This is a genomic window from Stenotrophomonas sp. YJH_SMC_81 (assembly GCF_059370875.1).
On sequence record NZ_JCAFUB010000001.1, the window covers coordinates 556,380 to 574,006 of the forward strand.

10 protein-coding genes are annotated in these 17,627 nt (G+C 67.3%); 1 reads left to right on the forward strand and 9 read right to left on the reverse strand.

The annotated features are described in order from the left end of the window. Positions 1-95: 95 nt before the first annotated feature. The 9 genes from pbpC to prpB all read right to left on the reverse strand — a co-directional run bounded on the left by pbpC (position 96) and on the right by prpB (position 15,833). Positions 96-2,477 carry a penicillin-binding protein 1C gene (gene pbpC / locus AC5P8U_RS02595; protein WP_072168585.1) on the reverse strand — a complete coding sequence of 794 codons (2,382 nt, stop codon included), beginning with the start codon at positions 2,475-2,477 and terminating at the stop codon, positions 96-98. A 49-nt stretch (positions 2,478-2,526) separates the two neighbouring features. Then, positions 2,527-7,434 carry an alpha-2-macroglobulin family protein gene (locus tag AC5P8U_RS02600; protein ID WP_188240739.1) on the reverse strand — a complete coding sequence of 1,636 codons (4,908 nt, stop codon included), beginning with the start codon at positions 7,432-7,434 and terminating at the stop codon, positions 2,527-2,529. A gap of 160 nt (positions 7,435-7,594) precedes the next feature. Beyond that, complete coding sequence (locus tag AC5P8U_RS02605; protein ID WP_447897500.1) at positions 7,595-9,055, reverse strand: bifunctional 2-methylcitrate dehydratase/aconitate hydratase; 1,461 nt, start codon at positions 9,053-9,055, stop codon at positions 7,595-7,597. 102 nt (positions 9,056-9,157) lie between these two features. After that, the gene (prpF, locus tag AC5P8U_RS02610; RefSeq protein ID WP_088496825.1) at positions 9,158-10,336 is read right to left on the reverse strand and encodes a 2-methylaconitate cis-trans isomerase PrpF; all 1,179 of its coding nucleotides are present in this window, start codon (positions 10,334-10,336) and stop codon (positions 9,158-9,160) included. 23 nt (positions 10,337-10,359) lie between these two features. After that, a complete protein-coding gene (locus AC5P8U_RS02615) occupies positions 10,360-10,686 on the reverse strand; it encodes a type II toxin-antitoxin system RelE/ParE family toxin (RefSeq protein WP_072168582.1) in 327 nt (108 codons plus the stop codon). Beyond that, a complete protein-coding gene (locus AC5P8U_RS02620; protein WP_019338677.1) occupies positions 10,673-10,930 on the reverse strand; it encodes a type II toxin-antitoxin system ParD family antitoxin in 258 nt (85 codons plus the stop codon). Before AC5P8U_RS02620 ends, AC5P8U_RS02615 begins: the two co-directional genes overlap by 14 nt. 100 nt (positions 10,931-11,030) lie before the next feature. After that, positions 11,031-13,649 carry a Fe/S-dependent 2-methylisocitrate dehydratase AcnD gene (acnD, locus tag AC5P8U_RS02625; protein WP_088496814.1) on the reverse strand — a complete coding sequence of 873 codons (2,619 nt, stop codon included), beginning with the start codon at positions 13,647-13,649 and terminating at the stop codon, positions 11,031-11,033. Positions 13,650-13,746: 97 nt separating this feature from the next. Beyond that, a complete protein-coding gene (prpC, locus tag AC5P8U_RS02630) occupies positions 13,747-14,904 on the reverse strand; it encodes a bifunctional 2-methylcitrate synthase/citrate synthase (RefSeq protein ID WP_005418357.1) in 1,158 nt (385 codons plus the stop codon). A gap of 35 nt (positions 14,905-14,939) precedes the next feature. Continuing rightward, on the reverse strand, positions 14,940-15,833 hold the full coding sequence (gene prpB / locus AC5P8U_RS02635; protein ID WP_088496824.1) for a methylisocitrate lyase: 894 nt from the start codon (positions 15,831-15,833) through the stop codon (positions 14,940-14,942). A gap of 154 nt (positions 15,834-15,987) precedes the next feature. Here prpB and prpR point away from each other — a divergent pair, with 154 nt between their 5' ends. Continuing rightward, positions 15,988-17,571: a propionate catabolism operon regulatory protein PrpR gene (gene prpR / locus AC5P8U_RS02640; protein WP_227837283.1), complete on the forward strand. Its 1,584-nt coding sequence runs from the start codon at positions 15,988-15,990 to the stop codon at positions 17,569-17,571. Positions 17,572-17,627: the final 56 nt, after the last annotated feature.

The window sequence follows — 17,627 nt, forward strand, 5'->3', positions numbered from 1 at the left end:
GCCCACCTTGGTGGGCGCTTTGCCGTTCGCGTGCCAACCAAGGTTGGCACCCACCAAAGCGGAGCAATGCCATCCCGCCGCGCATGGCCCGGCACCTACCGGAGGACAGTGAACCGTACCTGCGTCCACGCGCCGTCCGCGGCCAAGGCGGTCAGAGTATGCGCCCCGGGATCGGCGAACTCACGCTGCATCAACTGTGCGCCGCGGGTCTGCGCGATCCAGCGTCCATCCAGCAACCAGTCCACCGCCTGCTCGCTGCCCAGCGCGCGCAGCTGCAGGCGTACGCCATGTTCGGCGTTGGGCGCACGCGCCAGTGCGGCGCCATCATTGAGGCCATCGATGTGCAGCGCGACGCTGGCCTCCCGGCCATCATCACGGCAGTCCGGCGACAGCGCCGGCAGCTGCGAGGCGTCGCGTGTGGCCTTGGGCAGCCACGGCGACAACAGCGCCGGCCAGCGCGCGATCTCACGCGCGACTTCTTCGTGCGGCAAGCGGCAATCGGCGGATACACGCAAGCCGGTGCGCGCGTCGGCAAGGTAGCGCTGCCGCCCCGGCTGCCAGCGCCGCGCCTCGCGCTCCGGGAAGGTCGGCGGTGCGGCGCCATCGAGCAGGTAGGCTGGCATCCTGCGCTGGCACAGTGCCGCCGGCAGCCCCTCGGCACGTTCGCCAGTGGGCCAGCAGATGTCTTCCTGGCTGACACTGGCCGGCATCGGCGCGGCCGCCGAATCACCACGCTGGCGCGGCAGGCTGTCCACCACTTCGAACATCAGCGGCAGCGCGGTGACCGCGCCGTACTGGCCCGGCAACGGAGTACCGTCCGGCCGGCCCACCCACACGCCCACCGTGTAGTGGCGGGTACTGCCGATCGCCCACGCATCGCGGTACCCGTAACTGGTGCCGGTCTTCCACGCCACGCGCGGGCGGCCACCGACATCGAACGTCCCGGCGCTGTATCCCGGGCGCGGGTTTGATTCGAGCATCTCGCGCACGATCCAGCTGGCGCCCGGCGAGGCCAGGCGCCGCTCGATCATCGGCTCGTCGTCGGTGTAACGCACGCGGCCGGCGATACCGCTCCGGTTGAGCGCGGCGAAGGCGCCGACCAGGTCTTCCAGGCGCGCGCCGGTGCCGCCCAGGATCAGCGACAGGTTGGGCGTACTGCCCGGCGGGAAGCGCAGCTGGATGCCCGCGTGCGACAGCCGGGCAGCGAAGCGCGCGGCGCCGACCCGCTGCAGCAGGTCCACCGACGGTACGTTGAGCGACAGCCGCAATGCGGCAGAGGCACCGATGGGCCCATTGAAGGCCATGTCGAAGTTGCCGGGGCGGTAGCTGCCGAAACTCTGCGGTGCATCGACCAGCAGGCTTTCCGAATGGATCAGGCCATCGTCCAGCGCCATCGCGTACAGGAACGGCTTGAGCGTGGAGCCTGGCGAACGCCAGGCCTGCACCATGTCCACGTGACCCAGCCGCTGGCGGTCACCGAAGGACAATGTGCCGACATAAGCGCGTGCCTGCAGGGTCCGGTTGTCGACCACCAGCAGGGCCGCCGAGGTACGCTCGGGCAGCGTCGAGAAATAGCTGGCCACGCGCTCTTCCAGCGTGCGCTGCAGGCCGATGTCGATGCTGCTCTGGATGCGTGCCTGGCCCGGATGCGCCGAGTGCAGGCGCTGCGCCAGCAGCGCGGCGTGCAAGGGAGGGCGCAGCGAACGCGCCACCACGTTCTCGATGCGCGCATCCTCCACTTCTTCCGGTGTCCACGCGCCCAGCTCGGCCATGCGTGACAGCACCTTGTCGCGCGCTTTCTGCGCAGCTTCCGGATGGCGGTCCGGGCGCAGCCGGCTGGGCGCCTGTGGCAGCACCGCCAGCAGCGCAGCCTCGGCATGCGACAGCTGCGCCGCCGGCTTGCCCAGATAGGCCCAGCTGGCCGCTTCCACGCCTTCGATGGTGCCGCCGTAGGGTGCACGCTCCAGGTACAGGGCCAGGATCTGCTGCTTGCTCAGGTGCACCTCAAGCTGCACTGCACGCAGCATCTGCTTCAGCTTGCCCCACGGGGTGCGTGAGTGCGGATCGAGAATGCGCGCGACCTGCATGGTCAGGGTCGAGCCACCGGACACGATGCGGCCGCCGCGCAGCAGCTGGCCGCTGGCCCGCAGGATCGCCAGCGGGTTGATGCCCGGATGGCGCCAGAACCAGCGGTCTTCGTAGGTCAGCAACGCTTGCAGGTACAGCGGCGAGACGCTGTCGACCGAGGCCGGATACCGCCACACGCCCTCGGCATCGGCAAACGCCCGCAATGGCGTGCCGTCGGCAGCCACCACCAGGGTGCTGGTATCACGCTGCTTCGGCAGCGGCGGCGGGAAGGCGAAATCCAGCACCAGCAGCAGCGCCAGCGCAGCGGCCATGCCCCAGCGCAGCCACGGCCACAGCGGCCGCCACCGGCGGCGCAGGGTCGCCAGCCGGGTCGTCATCGTGTTCTTCATTGCGGGTTGCCAGCAGGACGGGCCGCGCCGTCGCGGCCCGTCCGCGCGGTCACGGCTGTACCACCGTGATCGTGGTCGGGTTGCTGCGGCCGACACCGCGCAGCTGCGGCCGGTACATGTCCTCCACCAGCGGCGGCGGCACCGAGTAGGTACCCGGGGTCACCGCGCGCACCAGGTAGAACACGTTGGCCTTGCTGCCACGCGAGAGCTTCAGCGCAGCCACGTAGCGGTCGTCGCGGAACTCCTCGTGCTTGGTATCGGCGGCCTCACCCCGGTCGCTGATGGTGATGCCATCGACCACCACGTCGGCCCACTGCTTGGCATCGCCCAGGTTGAAGTTCTCGATCTCCAGGCCCGCCGGCAGCAGGTCGGTCAGCAGTGCATCGGGCATCGTGGTGTCGGCGGTGACGGTGACGCGCACGATCAGCGCTTCGCCTTCCTTCAGCGGGCGCGGCGACCACGGCTTGCCATCGGTACCGAAGTAACTGCGTTCAATACCCACTACGCTGTTGTCTGGTGCGGGTGCACTGCGCGGGATACCGGCCACGTCGATGCTGGCGAACATCGGCGGTTGCCCCTGCGGGGTGAAGCGCACGCCACTGGCCAGCTCGCTGGCGCTGAAGTTGCGTCCGAACAGCTTGCGCTCGCCGATCGCTTCGGTGGTGCCACCGATCACCAGCTCACCGGCTACCAGCGCCTTCTGGTTGGCGGCGAGCGCCTTGCCGAGGCGGGCAATCGCCACCTGCTCCTGCGTGCTCAGCCACATCCAGCCGGCATTGCGGCGCGCATCCAGGCCACGACCGAGGTCGACCGCGCGCGCGTCCCAGGCCGGCTTGGCCAACTTGTTCTCGTGGGTCAGCGCGATCATCAGCGCGTCATCGCGGATCGCGCTGCCGTAGTCGCCGAAGTACGACGGGCGCTCGCTGCTGGACTTGGCGAAGGCCGCCGCCAGCGCGGCCTGGCCACGCTTGGCATCACCCTGCAGCGACAGCGCCACGCCCAGGTGGACCAGCGACAGGCCACCGACCGCCTTGCTGCGTTCGTTGTCGTACAGCGTGCGCAGGGTACCCAGCGGTGCACGATTGACCCGAGCCAGCACGTAGCCCGAATACGCCTGGTTGGCGAACTTCAGCTTCTCGCGATCCTCCTGGCCATAGAACTGATTGCCGCCGGACAGCAGATCCTCGCTCAGGCGGTTGAGCGCCTTCTGCAGCACGTTGTCAGGCACGGCGAAGCCGGCGTCCTTGGCATCGAGCAGGAACTCGGTGATGTACGGGGTCAGCCACGGGTTCACGTAGCCGTCGTCACCCCACATCGAGAAGTTGCCGTTGGCCACCTGCATCGACGCCAGGCGACCGAACGCACCTTCCATGCGCTCGCGGCGGGTCTTGGCATCCAGGCCATCGGCGCCGAGCATCGACGAGGTGGCCTGGTCCAGGATCAGCGCGGCGTAACCCTTGCTGGTGGTCTGCTCGGCGCAGCCATATGGATAGTTCAGCGCGCCCTGCAGTGCACTGGCGAACGGGATCGGCGGCAGCGGGCTGACCAGCAGGCGGGCATTGACCGACTCGGACATCAGGCCATCGGTCAGGCTGTTGTCGAGGCTGACTGCGGCCAGCGGATCGAGCGTGCGCACCTGCGAACGCAGCACCTGCGGCCACGCCGCACGCACCGGCAGGTCGTAGCGGCGATCAGCCTTGAAGCCGTTGCCGTCCACCCGCACCCGCACCTTGGCCACGCTGTGGCCCTCGCGAGCCGACAACGGGAAGCTCAGCGTGGTCTTGGCATCGGCATTCAACTGCACGCTGCGGCTGCCCTCACCCAGGTTCAGCGGGCCTTCGCTCTCCACCTTCACGTTGAACTGCCCCGGCTTGCCGGTGAAGTTCTGCACGTCCAGAGTCACCGTGCTGCGGTCGCCCGGGGCCAGCACGCGCGGCATGCTGGCTTCGGCCAGGATCGGGGCGCGCACAATGGTTTCCACGTCACGCTTGCCGTACTGGTCATCGCTGTAGACCAGCGCCGACACGCGCAGGGTGCCGTTGAAGTCCGGCACCTTCAGGCGGATGCGGGCATTGCCCTTGGCATCGAGCTGCACCGGGCCGGAGAACAGGTCCACGGTCTGCACGCGCGCGGTCGGGCGCTTGGCCTGCGGCAATGCCTGCAGCGCCATGTCGCCGCCGAACTTCAGCTTGCCGCTGCCGCCATCGAAGCTCTCGATCACCCGGCTGTAGATGTCGTAGGCATCGATACCGAGGCGACGCTGGGCGAAGAAGTGTGCACCGGCGTCGGGCACCGGGAAACGGGTGATGTTGAGGATGCCCACGTCCACCGCCGAAACGGTGACGTGCGCGGTCTTGCCGGCCAGCTGCGGCGCACTGACGGTTACCGGCAGGTCCTGCTCGGGCCGCATCTGCTTGGGCGCGACCAGGCCGACGGCCACGGTGCGGCCCTTGCGGTCCATCGGCACATGCACCACGCCCACGGCACGGGCCGGGGTGATCTTGCTCGGCGCACTGCCGCCACGGAACACCAGCGCAGTGATATAGACGTCGTGGCGTTCCCAGTCGGCGGTGACCGGAATCTTGAAGGTCGAACCCGGCTTGGCGTCGATGTCCTGCACGTACAGCATGCGGTCGGTCTCGACCATCAGGATGCCCTTGCCGGCGTGCGGCGGGGTCACCGTCACTTCCAGGGTGTCACCGGCCTTGTAGCCGGTCTTGTCCAGGCCCAGCTTGACCTTGTCCGGGCGTGCATCCAGGCCACGGTTGTCATCGCCCCAGCTCCAGCCGGCACGGAACGGGTAGCGGCTGGTCAGGCCGGTGGACGGATCGAACACGTCCACCCGGTACTCGCCCCACTCCACCGGGAAATCAAAGGCGACCGCGCTGTTGCCGGCATCGACGGTGTGGGTTTCCTTGTTCTCGAAACGGCGGGTGAAATCGTAATCCCAGCGGTTGTCGTTGAAGGTCCAGTGATAGTCGCGCAGCTCGCGCACCAGGGTGATCTTCAGGCCCTTGGCCGGCTGTGGCGTACCAGCGGCATCCACGCGCATCAGCTCGAAGCGTGCGTTGCCGTTGGCATCGGCACCATCGTCCGGGTTGAACAGCGGGCGCACGCCGACCAGCGCGTTGGCCGGCCACATCACCCGCTTCAGGGTGCGGGTGACCGTGCGGCCACCGGTTTCATACAGGCTGCCGGACAGCACCACGGCGATCGGCGCCTTGGCCTTGGCCGCCTCTTCCGGCAGCGCCACATCCTCACGCAGCTGGCCATTGGCCGGCAGCGTGGTATCGATCACGTCCTTGGCCTCGCGCGGCAGCTGCAGGGTCGGGTCACCGAAGAAATAGCCCGGCAGGCCTTCCACGGGCTTCTGTTCGGCGGCAACCGCCATGCGTGCGGTGAAGCGGTTGCCATCGGCCGGTGCGCCATACAGGTAGGCACCATTGGCCTGCAGGCGCAGGTCCTCACCCGGCTTCAGCGTCTTCTGCGCGCTGTCCAGGTCCAGCTTCATGCGTTCGGGCAGGAACTCCTCGATGCGCAGGGTCATGCCCTGGATCGCTTCCTTGCTGGCCGGGTCGGTGCGGAACTCGACCTGCCAGCGGCCGGTCGGCGCCTCGGCGGGGATCACCTGCTCGAAATTGATGTAGCCCTGGTCGCCCGGCTGCAGGCGGGTCTCGCGGAAGGTCTTGCCGTCGGGCTGCTTCAGGCGCAGGAACACCGGTTGTGCCTTGACCGGCTTGCCGTCGTTGTCGCGCAGCAGCGCGGACAGGCGCACGGTCTCGCCCGGGCGGTACAGGTCGCGGCCGGACCAGGCGTAGACGTCGAACCACGCGTTGTCGCGGCCGGCCACAGCGAACTCGCTCAGGTCCAGCGCCGGCTGGTTGAACGGCAGGAAGCTGGTGTCCTTGCCACTGCTGGCGACCAGCACGTGGGTGGCATCCAGGGTGTAGTTCAGCAGCGCATTGCCGTTGCCGTCGGTGCTGCCCTTCAGCACCACCTCACCCTTGGCGTCGAGCACGCGCAGGTCGATGCCCTTCAGCGGCGCGCCGTCCTTGAGGCCGGCGGTATGGACGAACAGCTTGTCCTTGTAGGCGCGGGTATGCAGGCCGATGTCGCTGACCGAGAAGAACGCGGTGTCGAACTCGCCTTCGTAGTCACCGGTACGCTTAAGCAGGGCGAAGTACAGGCCCGGCTCCTGCAGTTCCTTGATGTCCTGGGTCGGCAGGTAGGTCAGCACCCGCTCGTTCTTCTTGCCCCCCAGGATGAAACGGTTGACGTACACCGGCTCGGCCAGCTTGTTGATCGGGCTGCGCTCGTAGTCGCTGCTCAGCTCCCAGCTGCCACGGCGGCCGCCGCGCTGGTACTGGCTGAAGAAGGTCGGAAGATCCTTCTCGCGCACGCGCAGGAATTCGACGTCGACTTCCGGCACGTTCACCGAGACCACCGGCAGGCCACGGCTGTCCTTGGCAGGCAGCACGCTGCCCTGCGAGGCGAAGCCAACCACCGGCTTCAGCTCGCCGCTGAACACCTTCTGCTTCAGTTCCTTGCCCAGGCGGCTGCCATCGGCGGCCAGCAGGTCCGGCGAGACCACCAGGCTGAACTCCTTGCCGGCCTCGACGAACGGGTAGCGCAGGGTCAGGCCGTCATCGGACAGCGTCCAGCTGCTGTCCTCGGTGCCGACCTTCTCCTCGAAGCGCACCAGCGTGTCGAAATCCTGGGTGCCGACCAGCGGGCGCGAGAACTCCAGCGCCAGCGACAGGCCGTCATTCTTCTGGTCCGGGTAGGCGCGCAGCAGGGTGAATTCCTTCACCTGCTCGGCCTTGGTGGTGATCGCCTCGCCACTGGCCTTGGGCAGCTGCCCGCTGTCGTTGCGGCAGCCGGCCAGGCCCAGCAACAGGCCTCCTGCCAGTACCACCGCCGCCCATCCCCACCGCTTCCGCCGTGCCGGACCGCTCATGTCGTCACTCCTTGATCGAGGTGGCCATTATAGGCAGGCCGCGTCAAGGCGTTGGCGCCCCGGCGGTCGGAAACCCGGTTCCGCCCGGGACCCGGTAGCCGCCAACCTTGGTTGGCGCCCCCCCACTTGCCAACCAAGGTTGGCCTCTACCAGAGCGGCCCTACCCCGGCAGGTACAGGTCCACATAGTCGGTCACCGGCATTGCCGCCAGCGCCACCGGGTCCAGCGAGGCCGCCAGGATGCGCTGCTGCTGGACGGTCGGGAAGCGGTGGGCCAGGTGCCGGCGGAACTTGTCCATCAGCAGCGGAATGCCTTCCCCCCGGCGCCGGGCATGGCCGAGCGGGTACTCCACCAGTACCTCGGGTAGCTCAGTACCGTCGCTGAAGCGCACGCCCAGGCCATTGGCGATGCTGCGCTTGTCCGGATCCAGGTAGTCGGCGCTGAGTTGCGGATCCTCATGGCAGGCCATCTTCGCCCGCAGGGCATCGATGCGCGGATCAGCTGCAACGTCGTCCTCGTAGTCCTCGGCCACCAGCCGCCCGTGCAGCAGCGCGATGGCGACCATGTACTGCACGCAATGGTCGCGGTCGGCCGGGTTATGCAGCGGGCCCTGCTTGTCGATGATGCGGATGCAGGCTTCCTGGGTCCGGATCGCGATATGCGCGATGTCCTCGACCCGCCGCCCCATCGCGCGCAACTGCTGGTGCAGCGTGATGGCCGCCTCCACCGCGGTCTGGCCATGGAACTCGGCCGGGTAGCTGATCTTGAACAGCACGTTCTCCATCACGTAGCTGCCCAGCGGTCGCCCCAGCGTCAGTGCCTTGCCATGCATCGACACCGCTTCAAAGCCCCAGGTCGGCGCGCTGAGCACGCTGGGGTAGCCCATCTCGCCACTGGCCGCCATCAGCGCCAGGCGCACGCCACGGCTGGTCGCGTCGCCGGCGGCCCAGCTCTTGCGCGAGCCGGTGTTGGGTGCGTGCCGGTAGGTGCGCAGGGACTGGCCATCGACCCAGGCCAGCGACAACGCATTGAGCATGCGCTCGCGATCCAGGCCGAGCAGCTGCGCAACCACGGCGGTGGTGGCCACTTTGACCAGCAACACGTGGTCCAGCCCGACCCGGTTGAAGGAATTCTCCAGCGCCAGCACGCCCTGGATCTCGTGCGCCTTGATCATCGCCAGCAGCACGTCGCGCACGGTCGGCGGTGGGCGTCGCAGAGCCTGCGCGTTGCGCCCCAGCCAATCGCAGACGGCAAGGATGCCACCCAGGTTGTCCGAAGGGTGCCCCCATTCGGCCGCCAGCCAGGTATCGTTGAAATCCAGCCAGCGCACCATCGCGCCGATGTTGAAGGCGGCCTGCACCGGGTCCAGCACGTAATGCGTACCCGGAACGCGGGCGCCGTTGACCACGCTGATGCCCGGCACCAGGGGACCAAGCAGCTTGCTGCAGGCCGGGAAGGACAGCGCTTCCAGGCCGCAGCCCAGCGTGTCGAGCAGGCAGTGGTGCGCGGTCTGGAACGCCAGCGGTGAGTCGATGCGCGCGTCGCGCACGTAGTCGACGATGCCCACCAGCAGCGCATCCCACGCTGCACGCTCGTTGGATGGGGTGTGGCTGTCGGACATCGTCGATCTCCTCGCCGGAAAGCAGGTCAGGCCGCGTGTCCCGGTAGTCGCCAACCTTGGTTGGCGCTTGCATGCCAACCAAGGTTGGCATCTACCAGAGCACTATTCGGCCGGCACCCGCACCTTGCCTTCCATCAGCACACGGGCGCTGCGGCTCATGATGGCCTTGGTCACTGTCCACTGGCCGTCAACGAGCCCGGCTTGTGCGCCGACACGCAGCGTGCCGGAGGGATGACCGAAGGTCACCGCTTCACGTTCGCCACCACCGGCCGCGCGATTGACCAGCGTGCCAGGAATCGCTGCTGCGGTGCCGATCGCCACGGCAGCGGTACCCATCATCGCGTGGTGCAGCTTTCCCATCGACAACGCACGCGCATGCAGGTCGATCGCCGAGGCCGGAATGGCCTTGCCACTGGACGACACGTAGTCCTGCGCCGGGGCCACGAAGGCCACCTTCGGCGTGTGCTGGCGGGTCGCCGCATCTTCCAGGTTCTTGATCAGCCCCATGCGCAAGGCGCCGTAGGCGCGGATCTTCTCGAAGCGCTCCAGCGCCCCCTTGTCCTCGTTGATCGCAGGCTGCAGTTCGGTGCCGGTGTAGCCCAGGTCGGCCGCATTGAGGAAGATCGTCGGGATGCCGGCGGTGATCATGGTCACCTCGAAACTGCCCACGCCCGGCACGTCCAGGGTGTCGACCAGGTTGCCGGTCGGGAACATCGCGCCCGCATCGCCGTCATCGGACGGATCGATGAATTCCAGTTGGATCTCGGCCGCCGGGAAGGTCACGCCGTCCAGCTCGAAATCGCCGATCTCCTGCACTTCGCCGTCGCGCATCGGCACATGGGCGATGATGGTCTTGCCGATGTTGGCCTGCCAGATGCGCACGGTGCACAGGCCATCGCGCGGCACGCGGGCCGGATCGATCAATCCATTGGCGATCGCAAACGGACCCACCGCGGTGCTGAGGTTGCCGCAGTTGCCGCTCCAGTCGACGAAGGCGGTGTCGATCGAGACCTGGCCGTACAGGTAGTCCACATCGTGGTCCGGCACCGAGGCGGCGGAGATGATCACGCACTTGCTGGTGCTGGACGTTGCACCGCCCATGCCGTCGGTCTGCTTGCCATACGGATCGGGCGAGCCGATCACGCGCATCAAAAGCGCGTCGCGTGCGGCGCCCGGCACTTGCGCGGCGTCGGGCAGGTCCTGCAGGCGGAAGAACACGCCCTTGCTGGTGCCACCGCGCATGTAGGTGGCGGGAATACGGAGTTGCGGGAGGAAGGTCATGGTCGAATCCACGCGTTTGAATTTCAGGAAATGTCTTGCATCAGTGCGTCAAGACCACGATCAACGCACCACACGCGCATGATGTCCACGCGGTCCGGTAGATCGAGGTAATAGACGAGGTAGCGTTCGAAGCCCGGAACCAGCATGAACCGCAACGGCACCGGTAGCTGTGCTGCGAGGTCGGCGTGCCGGGTGGAACCCGAGCCTGGAAATACCGCGATGCGTTGAAGCGTGGCCTCCAACTCGGCGAGAAAGCGCCGACCCAGTATCAGCCCACCCTGCCGTGCGAACCACAGTGCGGCATCGGCTGCGTCGGCTTCGGCCCTGGGTCGCCATTCAATCGCCCTCACGCTCCATCCTTTCGGTCAGTTCACGACGCATGCGCTCGAATGTGTCGGCCGTCACCGGGACGCCAGGCCCAGAAGCCAGACCCTCGGCAATCAGCTGCTTGAGCAGTTCTTCGGCCTTGCTGCGCTGGCGCTGGCGGATCAGGTCACGCACGTAGTCCGACGTACTGGAATAGCCGCCTTCACGCACTTCCTCGTCCACGAACTGCTTGAGCGGGTCGGTCAGCGAAATGTTCATGGTGGCCATGAGACTCTCCAATGGCAGTTTTTGCCAAGTCAGTGTGCGCCCTGCCCAGGTGTCGGACAAGCCCGCCCCCGGCCTCCGGGGGCAGGCATTCAGGCCGGTATCACGCCACCTTGGCGCCTTCCAGGAAGTCCTGGGCGAAGCGCTGCAACACGCCACCGGCTTCGTAGATCGCCACTTCCTCGTCGCTGTCCAGGCGGCAGGTGACCGGCACGATCACGTCCTGGCCGTCGCGGCGGTGGATGACCAGGGTCAGCTCGGCGCGCGGGGTGCGCTCGCCGACCACATCGAAGGTTTCGGTGCCATCAATGCCCAGGGTCAGGCGGGTGGTGCCCGGCTTGAACTCCAGCGGCAGCACGCCCATGCCGATCAGGTTGGTACGGTGAATCCGTTCGAAGCCCTCGGCCACGATCGCCTCCACACCAGCCAGGCGCACGCCCTTGGCGGCCCAGTCACGCGAGCTGCCCTGGCCGTAGTCGGCACCGGCAATGATGATCAGTGGCTGCTTGCGCTCCATGTAAGTCTCGATGGCTTCCCACATGCGCATCACCTTGCCTTCCGGCTCCACGCGCGCCAGCGAACCCTGCTTCACGCTGCCGTCGTCGTTGCGCACCATCTCGTTGAACAGCTTCGGGTTGGCGAAGGTGGCGCGCTGCGCGGTCAGGTGGTCGCCGCGGTGGGTCGCGTAGGAATTGAAGTCCTCTTCGGGCAGGCCCATTTTCGCCAGGTATTCACCGGCGGCACTGGAGGCCAGGATCGCGTTGGACGGCGACAGGTGGTCGGTGGTGATGTTGTCCGGCAGCACCGCCAGCGCGCGCATGCCCGACAGCGTGCGCTCACCGGCCAGTGCGCCCTCCCAGTACGGCGGACGGCGGATGTAGGTGCTCTGCGGGCGCCAGTCGTACAGGGGGCTGACCGCGGCGCCGTGCTCCACGCGCACATTGAACATCGGGTTGTAGACGCGGCGGAACTGCTCCGGCTTCACCGATGCCTTGACCACGGCGTCGATCTCGGCGTCGCTCGGCCAGATGTCCTTCAGGCGCACCTCGTTGCCGTCGGCGTCCACGCCCAGCACGTCCTTCTCGATGTCAAAGCGCACGGTGCCGGCGATGGCATAGGCGATCACCAGCGGCGGCGACGCCAGGAACGCCTGCTTCGCATACGGGTGGATGCGGCCATCGAAGTTGCGGTTGCCCGACAGCACGGCCGTGGCGTACAGGTCCCGGTCGATGATCTCCTGCTGGATGGCCGGATCGAGCGCGCCGCTCATGCCGTTGCAGGTGGTGCAGGCGAAGGCGACGATGCCGAAGCCCAGCTTCTCCAGGTCCGGCAGCAGGCCGGCCTCTTCCAGGTACAGCTGCACCGCCTTCGAGCCGGGCGCCAGCGAGGACTTCACCCACGGCTTGCGCAGCAGGCCGCGCTCGTTGGCCTTGCGTGCCAGCAGGCCGGCAGCGATCACGTTGCGCGGGTTGGAGGTGTTGGTGCAGCTGGTGATGGCGGCGATGATCACCGCGCCATCCGGCATCAGGCCCTGCGCCTGCTCGGCCTTGCCCGCTGCCAGCTTGGCCTCGTCGGCGATGCCGCGCTCGGCCAGCTCGGAAGTGGCCACGCGCTTGTGCGGGTTGGACGGGCCGGCCATGTTGCGCACCACGCTGGACAGGTCGAAGCGCAGCACGCGCTCGTACTGCGCGGTGGCCAGGTCGTCAGCCCACAGGCCAGTGGTGCGGGCGTAGTTCTCCACCAGCGCCACCTGCGATTCCTCGCGGCCGGTCAGGCGCAGGTAATCGATGGTCTGCCCGTCGATGTAGAACATCGCGGCGGTCGCGCCGTATTCGGGGCACATGTTGGAGATGGTGGCGCGGTCACCGATGGTCAGTGCCGCCGCCCCCTCGCCGAAGAATTCAAGGTACGCGCCGACCACGCGCTCCTTGCGCAGGAATTCGGTCAGCGCCAGCACCACGTCGGTGGCGGTGATGCCCGGCTGCGGCCTGCCGGTCAGCTCGACGCCGATGATGTCCGGCAGCCGCATCCACGAGGCACGACCGAGCATCACGTTCTCGGCTTCCAGGCCGCCCACACCGATCGCGATCACGCCCAGCGCATCCACGTGCGGGGTGTGGCTGTCGGTGCCCACGCAGGTATCCGGGAAGGCCACGCCGTCCTGCACGTAGACCACCGGCGACATCTTCTCCAGGTTGATCTGGTGCATGATGCCGTTGCCCGGCGGAATCACGTCCACGTTCTGGAACGCCTGCTTGGTCCAGTCGATGAAGTGGAAACGGTCTTCGTTGCGGCGATCCTCGATCGCGCGGTTTTTCTCGAACGCCTGCGGGTCGAAACCACCGCACTCCACCGCCAGCGAGTGGTCGACGATCAGCTGCACCGGCACCACCGGATTGACCTTGGCCGGGTCACCGCCCTTGTCGGCGATCGCATCGCGCAGGCCGGCCAGGTCAACCAGTGCGGTCTGGCCGAGGATGTCGTGGCAGACCACACGCGCGGGGAACCATGGGAAATCGAGGTCGCGGCGGCGCTCGATCAGCTGCTTCAGCGAGTCGCCAAGCGTGGCCGGATCGCAGCGGCGCACCAGGTTCTCGGCCAGCACGCGCGAGGTGTACGGCAGAGTGGCGTAGGCGCCGGGCTGGATTGCATCGACGGCGGCGCGCGCGTCGAAATAGTCCAGCGCGCTGCCGGGGAGGTTCTTGCGGTAATCGGTATTCATGGGCTGGCGGAATGCTTGGGGCGGGCCGGGTGCCGGCGGTGCGGCGGCGAAAGCATCCGGCCGGCACGCGGCCGGCCGGATGGGGACAGCAGGTGGATCAGACGCGCTTGTCGATGGCGACGAAGTCGCGGTCTTCCGGACCGATGTAGTTGGCGCTCGGGCGGATGATCTTGCCGTCGATGCGCTGCTCGATGATGTGCGCGCTCCAGCCGGCTGTGCGCGCGATCACGAACAGCGGGGTGAACATCGCGGTCGGCACGCCCATCATGTGGTAGCTGACGGCGCTGAACCAGTCCAGGTTCGGGAACATCTTCTTGATGTCCCACATCACCGATTCCAGGCGCTCGGCGATGTCGTACATCTTCATGCTCGACTGTTCTTCGGACAGCTCGCGGGCCACGTCCTTGATCACCTTGTTGCGCGGATCGGACACGGTGTAGACCGGATGGCCGAAGCCGATCACCACTTCCTTGCGCTCGACGCGGGCCTTGATGTCTTCCTCGGCCTCATCCGGATTGTCGTAGCGCTTCTGCACTTCGAACGCCACTTCATTGGCGCCGCCGTGCTTCGGGCCACGCAGTGCGCCGATGCCACCGCAGATCGCGCTGTACATGTCGCTGCCGGTACCGGCGATGACACGACAGGTGAAGGTCGAGGCGTTGAACTCGTGCTCGGCGTACAGGATCAGCGAGGTGTGCATCGCCTTCACCCACGAGTCCTGCGGCTTCTCGCCGTGCAGCAGGTGCAGGAAGTGGCCACCGATCGAGTCATCGTCGGTTTCCACGTCGATGGCACGGCCGTTGTGGCTCCAGTGGTACCAGTACAGCAGCATCGAGCCGAGGCAGGCCATCAGCTTGTCGGCAATGTCGCGCGCGCCCGGATGGTTGTGGTCATCCTTCTCCGGCGCCACGCAGCCGAGCACGGACACACCGGTGCGCATCACGTCCATCGGGTGTGCCGACGGCGGCAGTTCTTCCAGCGCGGCCTTCACCGCGGCCGGGATGCCACGCAGCGACTTCAGCTTGGCCTTGTACGAAACCAGCTCGGCGCGGGTCGGCAGCTTGCCGTGCACCAGCAGGTAGGCGATTTCCTCGAACTCGCTGGTGTTGGCCAGGTCCAGGATGTCGTAGCCACGGTAATGCAGGTCGTTGCCACTGCGGCCCACGCTGCACAGCGCGGTGTTGCCGGCGGCGGTGCCGGACAGGGCGACGGACTTCTTCGGCTTGAAGGTCGGGGTTGCGGTCGTATCGTTCATGTTTCCCTCCGAAACTTGATGGTGCAGGGTACTGCTTATTTCTTGGCGGCGAACAGCGCATCGAGCTGCTGCTCGAAGGCGTGGTAGCCGATGCGGTCGTAGAGTTCTTCGCGGGTCTGCATGGTTTCCACCACGTTGCGCTGGTGGCCATCGCGGCGCACCGCCTGGTAGACGTTCTCGGCCGCCTTGTTGGCCGCGCGGAACGCCGACAGCGGGAACAGCTGGATCGCAACTCCGGCCGAAGCCAGTTCATCGCGGCTGAACAGCGGGGTGGCACCGAATTCGGTGATGTTGGCCAGCACCGGCACCTTCACCGCGTCGACGAAGCGGCGGTAGGTATCCAGATCGTAGGCGGCCTCGGCGAAGATGCCGTCGGCACCGGCCTCGACACAGGCGATGGCGCGCTCGATGGCCTTGTCCACGCCGTCCACCTGGATGGCGTCGGTACGCGCGATCAGGAAGAAGTCCGGATCGGTCCTGGCATCGGCGGCCGCCTTCACCCGGTCCACCATTTCACCCTGCGAGACGATTTCCTTGCCCGGACGGTGACCGCAGCGCTTGGCGCCGACCTGGTCTTCGATGTGGCAGGCGGCCGCGCCGGCCTTGATCAGCGACTTCACGGTGCGCGCGATGTTGAACGCGCTCGGACCGAAGCCGGTGTCGATGTCAACCATCAGCGGCAGGTCGCAGACATCGGTGATGCGGCGCACGTCCACCAGCACGTCTTCCAGGGTGTTGATGCCCAGATCCGGCAGGCCCAGCGAGCCCGCGGCAACACCGCCGCCGGACAGATAGATGGCGCGGAAGCCGGCGCGCTTGGCCAGCAGGGCGTGGTTGGCGTTGATGGCGCCGATCACCTGCAGCGGCGATTCGGCAGCCAGCGCCTCACGGAAGCGGGCACCGGCGGAGAAAGGGGCGGAAGCGGTCATGCGGCAATCCAGGTTGGAGAACGGATAGGTAGCCGCAAGCACCATGCCAAGCTGCAAGCCGTTGATTTCACGAGGATGACCGCCACGCGATAGTGAAACATATGAAACATTGAAACGGATGTATCATGAAACATTCCGTCGACCTCCCGCCGCCATGTACCTGCCCCGCTCCCTCCTGCGCCACGCCGACGCCGACCCCGGTCGCCCGGTGATCTGGACCGTCAGCGTTTCGCGCCTGACCGGCCTGCTCGGCGACGTCATTCCCGAGTTCGACCGCCGTGCGCGCATCGAGCAGATCAACCTCGGCTTCGAGGAAGCGGTGGACGTGATCGGCCAACGGCTACGCCGCGAGCACTGCGACGTGGTGATCGCCGGCGGCTCCAACGCGGCCTGGCTGCGCGGCCGGCTGGAATTGCCACTGGTGCCGATCCAGGCCAACGGCTTCGACCTGATGGAAGCGCTGGCCCGTGCCCGCCGCATCGCCAGCCGCATTGGCCTGGTCACCCACGCCAGCGACGTGCCCGTGTTCAGCAACTTCCAGCAGAGTTTCGGCCTGGATATCGAGCATCGCCGCTTCGTCACCCGTGAGGACGCGCGCGACTGTATCGCCGACCTGCGCGCCAATGGCATCGAGGTGATCGTCGGCACCGGCATGGCCATTGACCATGCCGAGCAGGCCGGCCTGCCCGGCGTGCTGCTCTATTCGGCTGACTCGGTGCGGCAGGCGTTCGAGCATGCGCTGGAGCTGACCCGGGCCCTGGCCCGCTCCGGCGGCAACCACGCCGCCCCGCGCCGGCGCCCGGCAGCGCGTGCCGATGCGCATGAACTGCTCGGCGACAGCCAAGCGATGGCCCAGGTGCGCGCACAGATCGCGCTCTATGCACCGCATGACAGCACCGTACTGGTGACCGGCGAAACCGGCACCGGCAAGGAGCTGGTGGCGCGGCAGCTGCACGCAGCCAGTGGCCGCCGTGGCCGCTTCGTCGCGCTGAACTGCGGCGCCATCAGCGAATCACTGCTGGAGGCGGAACTGTTTGGCTACAGCGATGGTGCCTTCACTGGTGCACGGCGCGGTGGTCGCGTCGGCCTGGTCGAGGCCGCCGATGGCGGTACGTTGTTCCTGGATGAAATCGGCGAACTGCCGCTGCCGTTGCAGACCCGCCTGCTGCGCGTGCTGGAAGAACGCGAGGTGCTGCGTGTCGGCGCTACCGAACCGACCGCAGTCGACCTGCGCGTGGTGGCCGCCACCCTGCAGTCGCTGGAGCAGCGCGCGGCGACCGGCAGCTTCCGTCGCGACCTGTATTACCGGCTGGCCGCACTACGCATCGCCCTGCCCCCGCTGCGTGCGCGGCGCAGTGACATCCCGCTGCTGGCACAGCACTTCTTCCGCAAGCTGCGTGGCATCGACGCGCCATTGGATGCGGAGGCACTGGCGGTACTGAGCGCGGCCGAGTGGCCGGGAAACGTGCGCGAACTGCGCAATCTGGTGGATCGACTACGCATCCACTGGCAGCCTGGGGAAGGATTGATCGATGCAGCGCGTCTGCTGCAGCTCGCGCCCGAACTGGTGAAAGAAAGCGCCACCATGTTGCCGCTGGAAAGCAACGGCAAGCGTCCGCCGCGCGCGCAGTTGGAAACGCTGTTGCAGGATCACCGCAATGACCGTGAGGGCATGGCACAGGCGTTAGGGGTATCCCGCACCACGCTGTGGCGCTGGCTGCGCGCGGAGGGGCTGTAGAGCCGGGCCCATGCTCGGCTGCGCGTGCGGAAACATCAGCCGAGCATGGGCTCGGC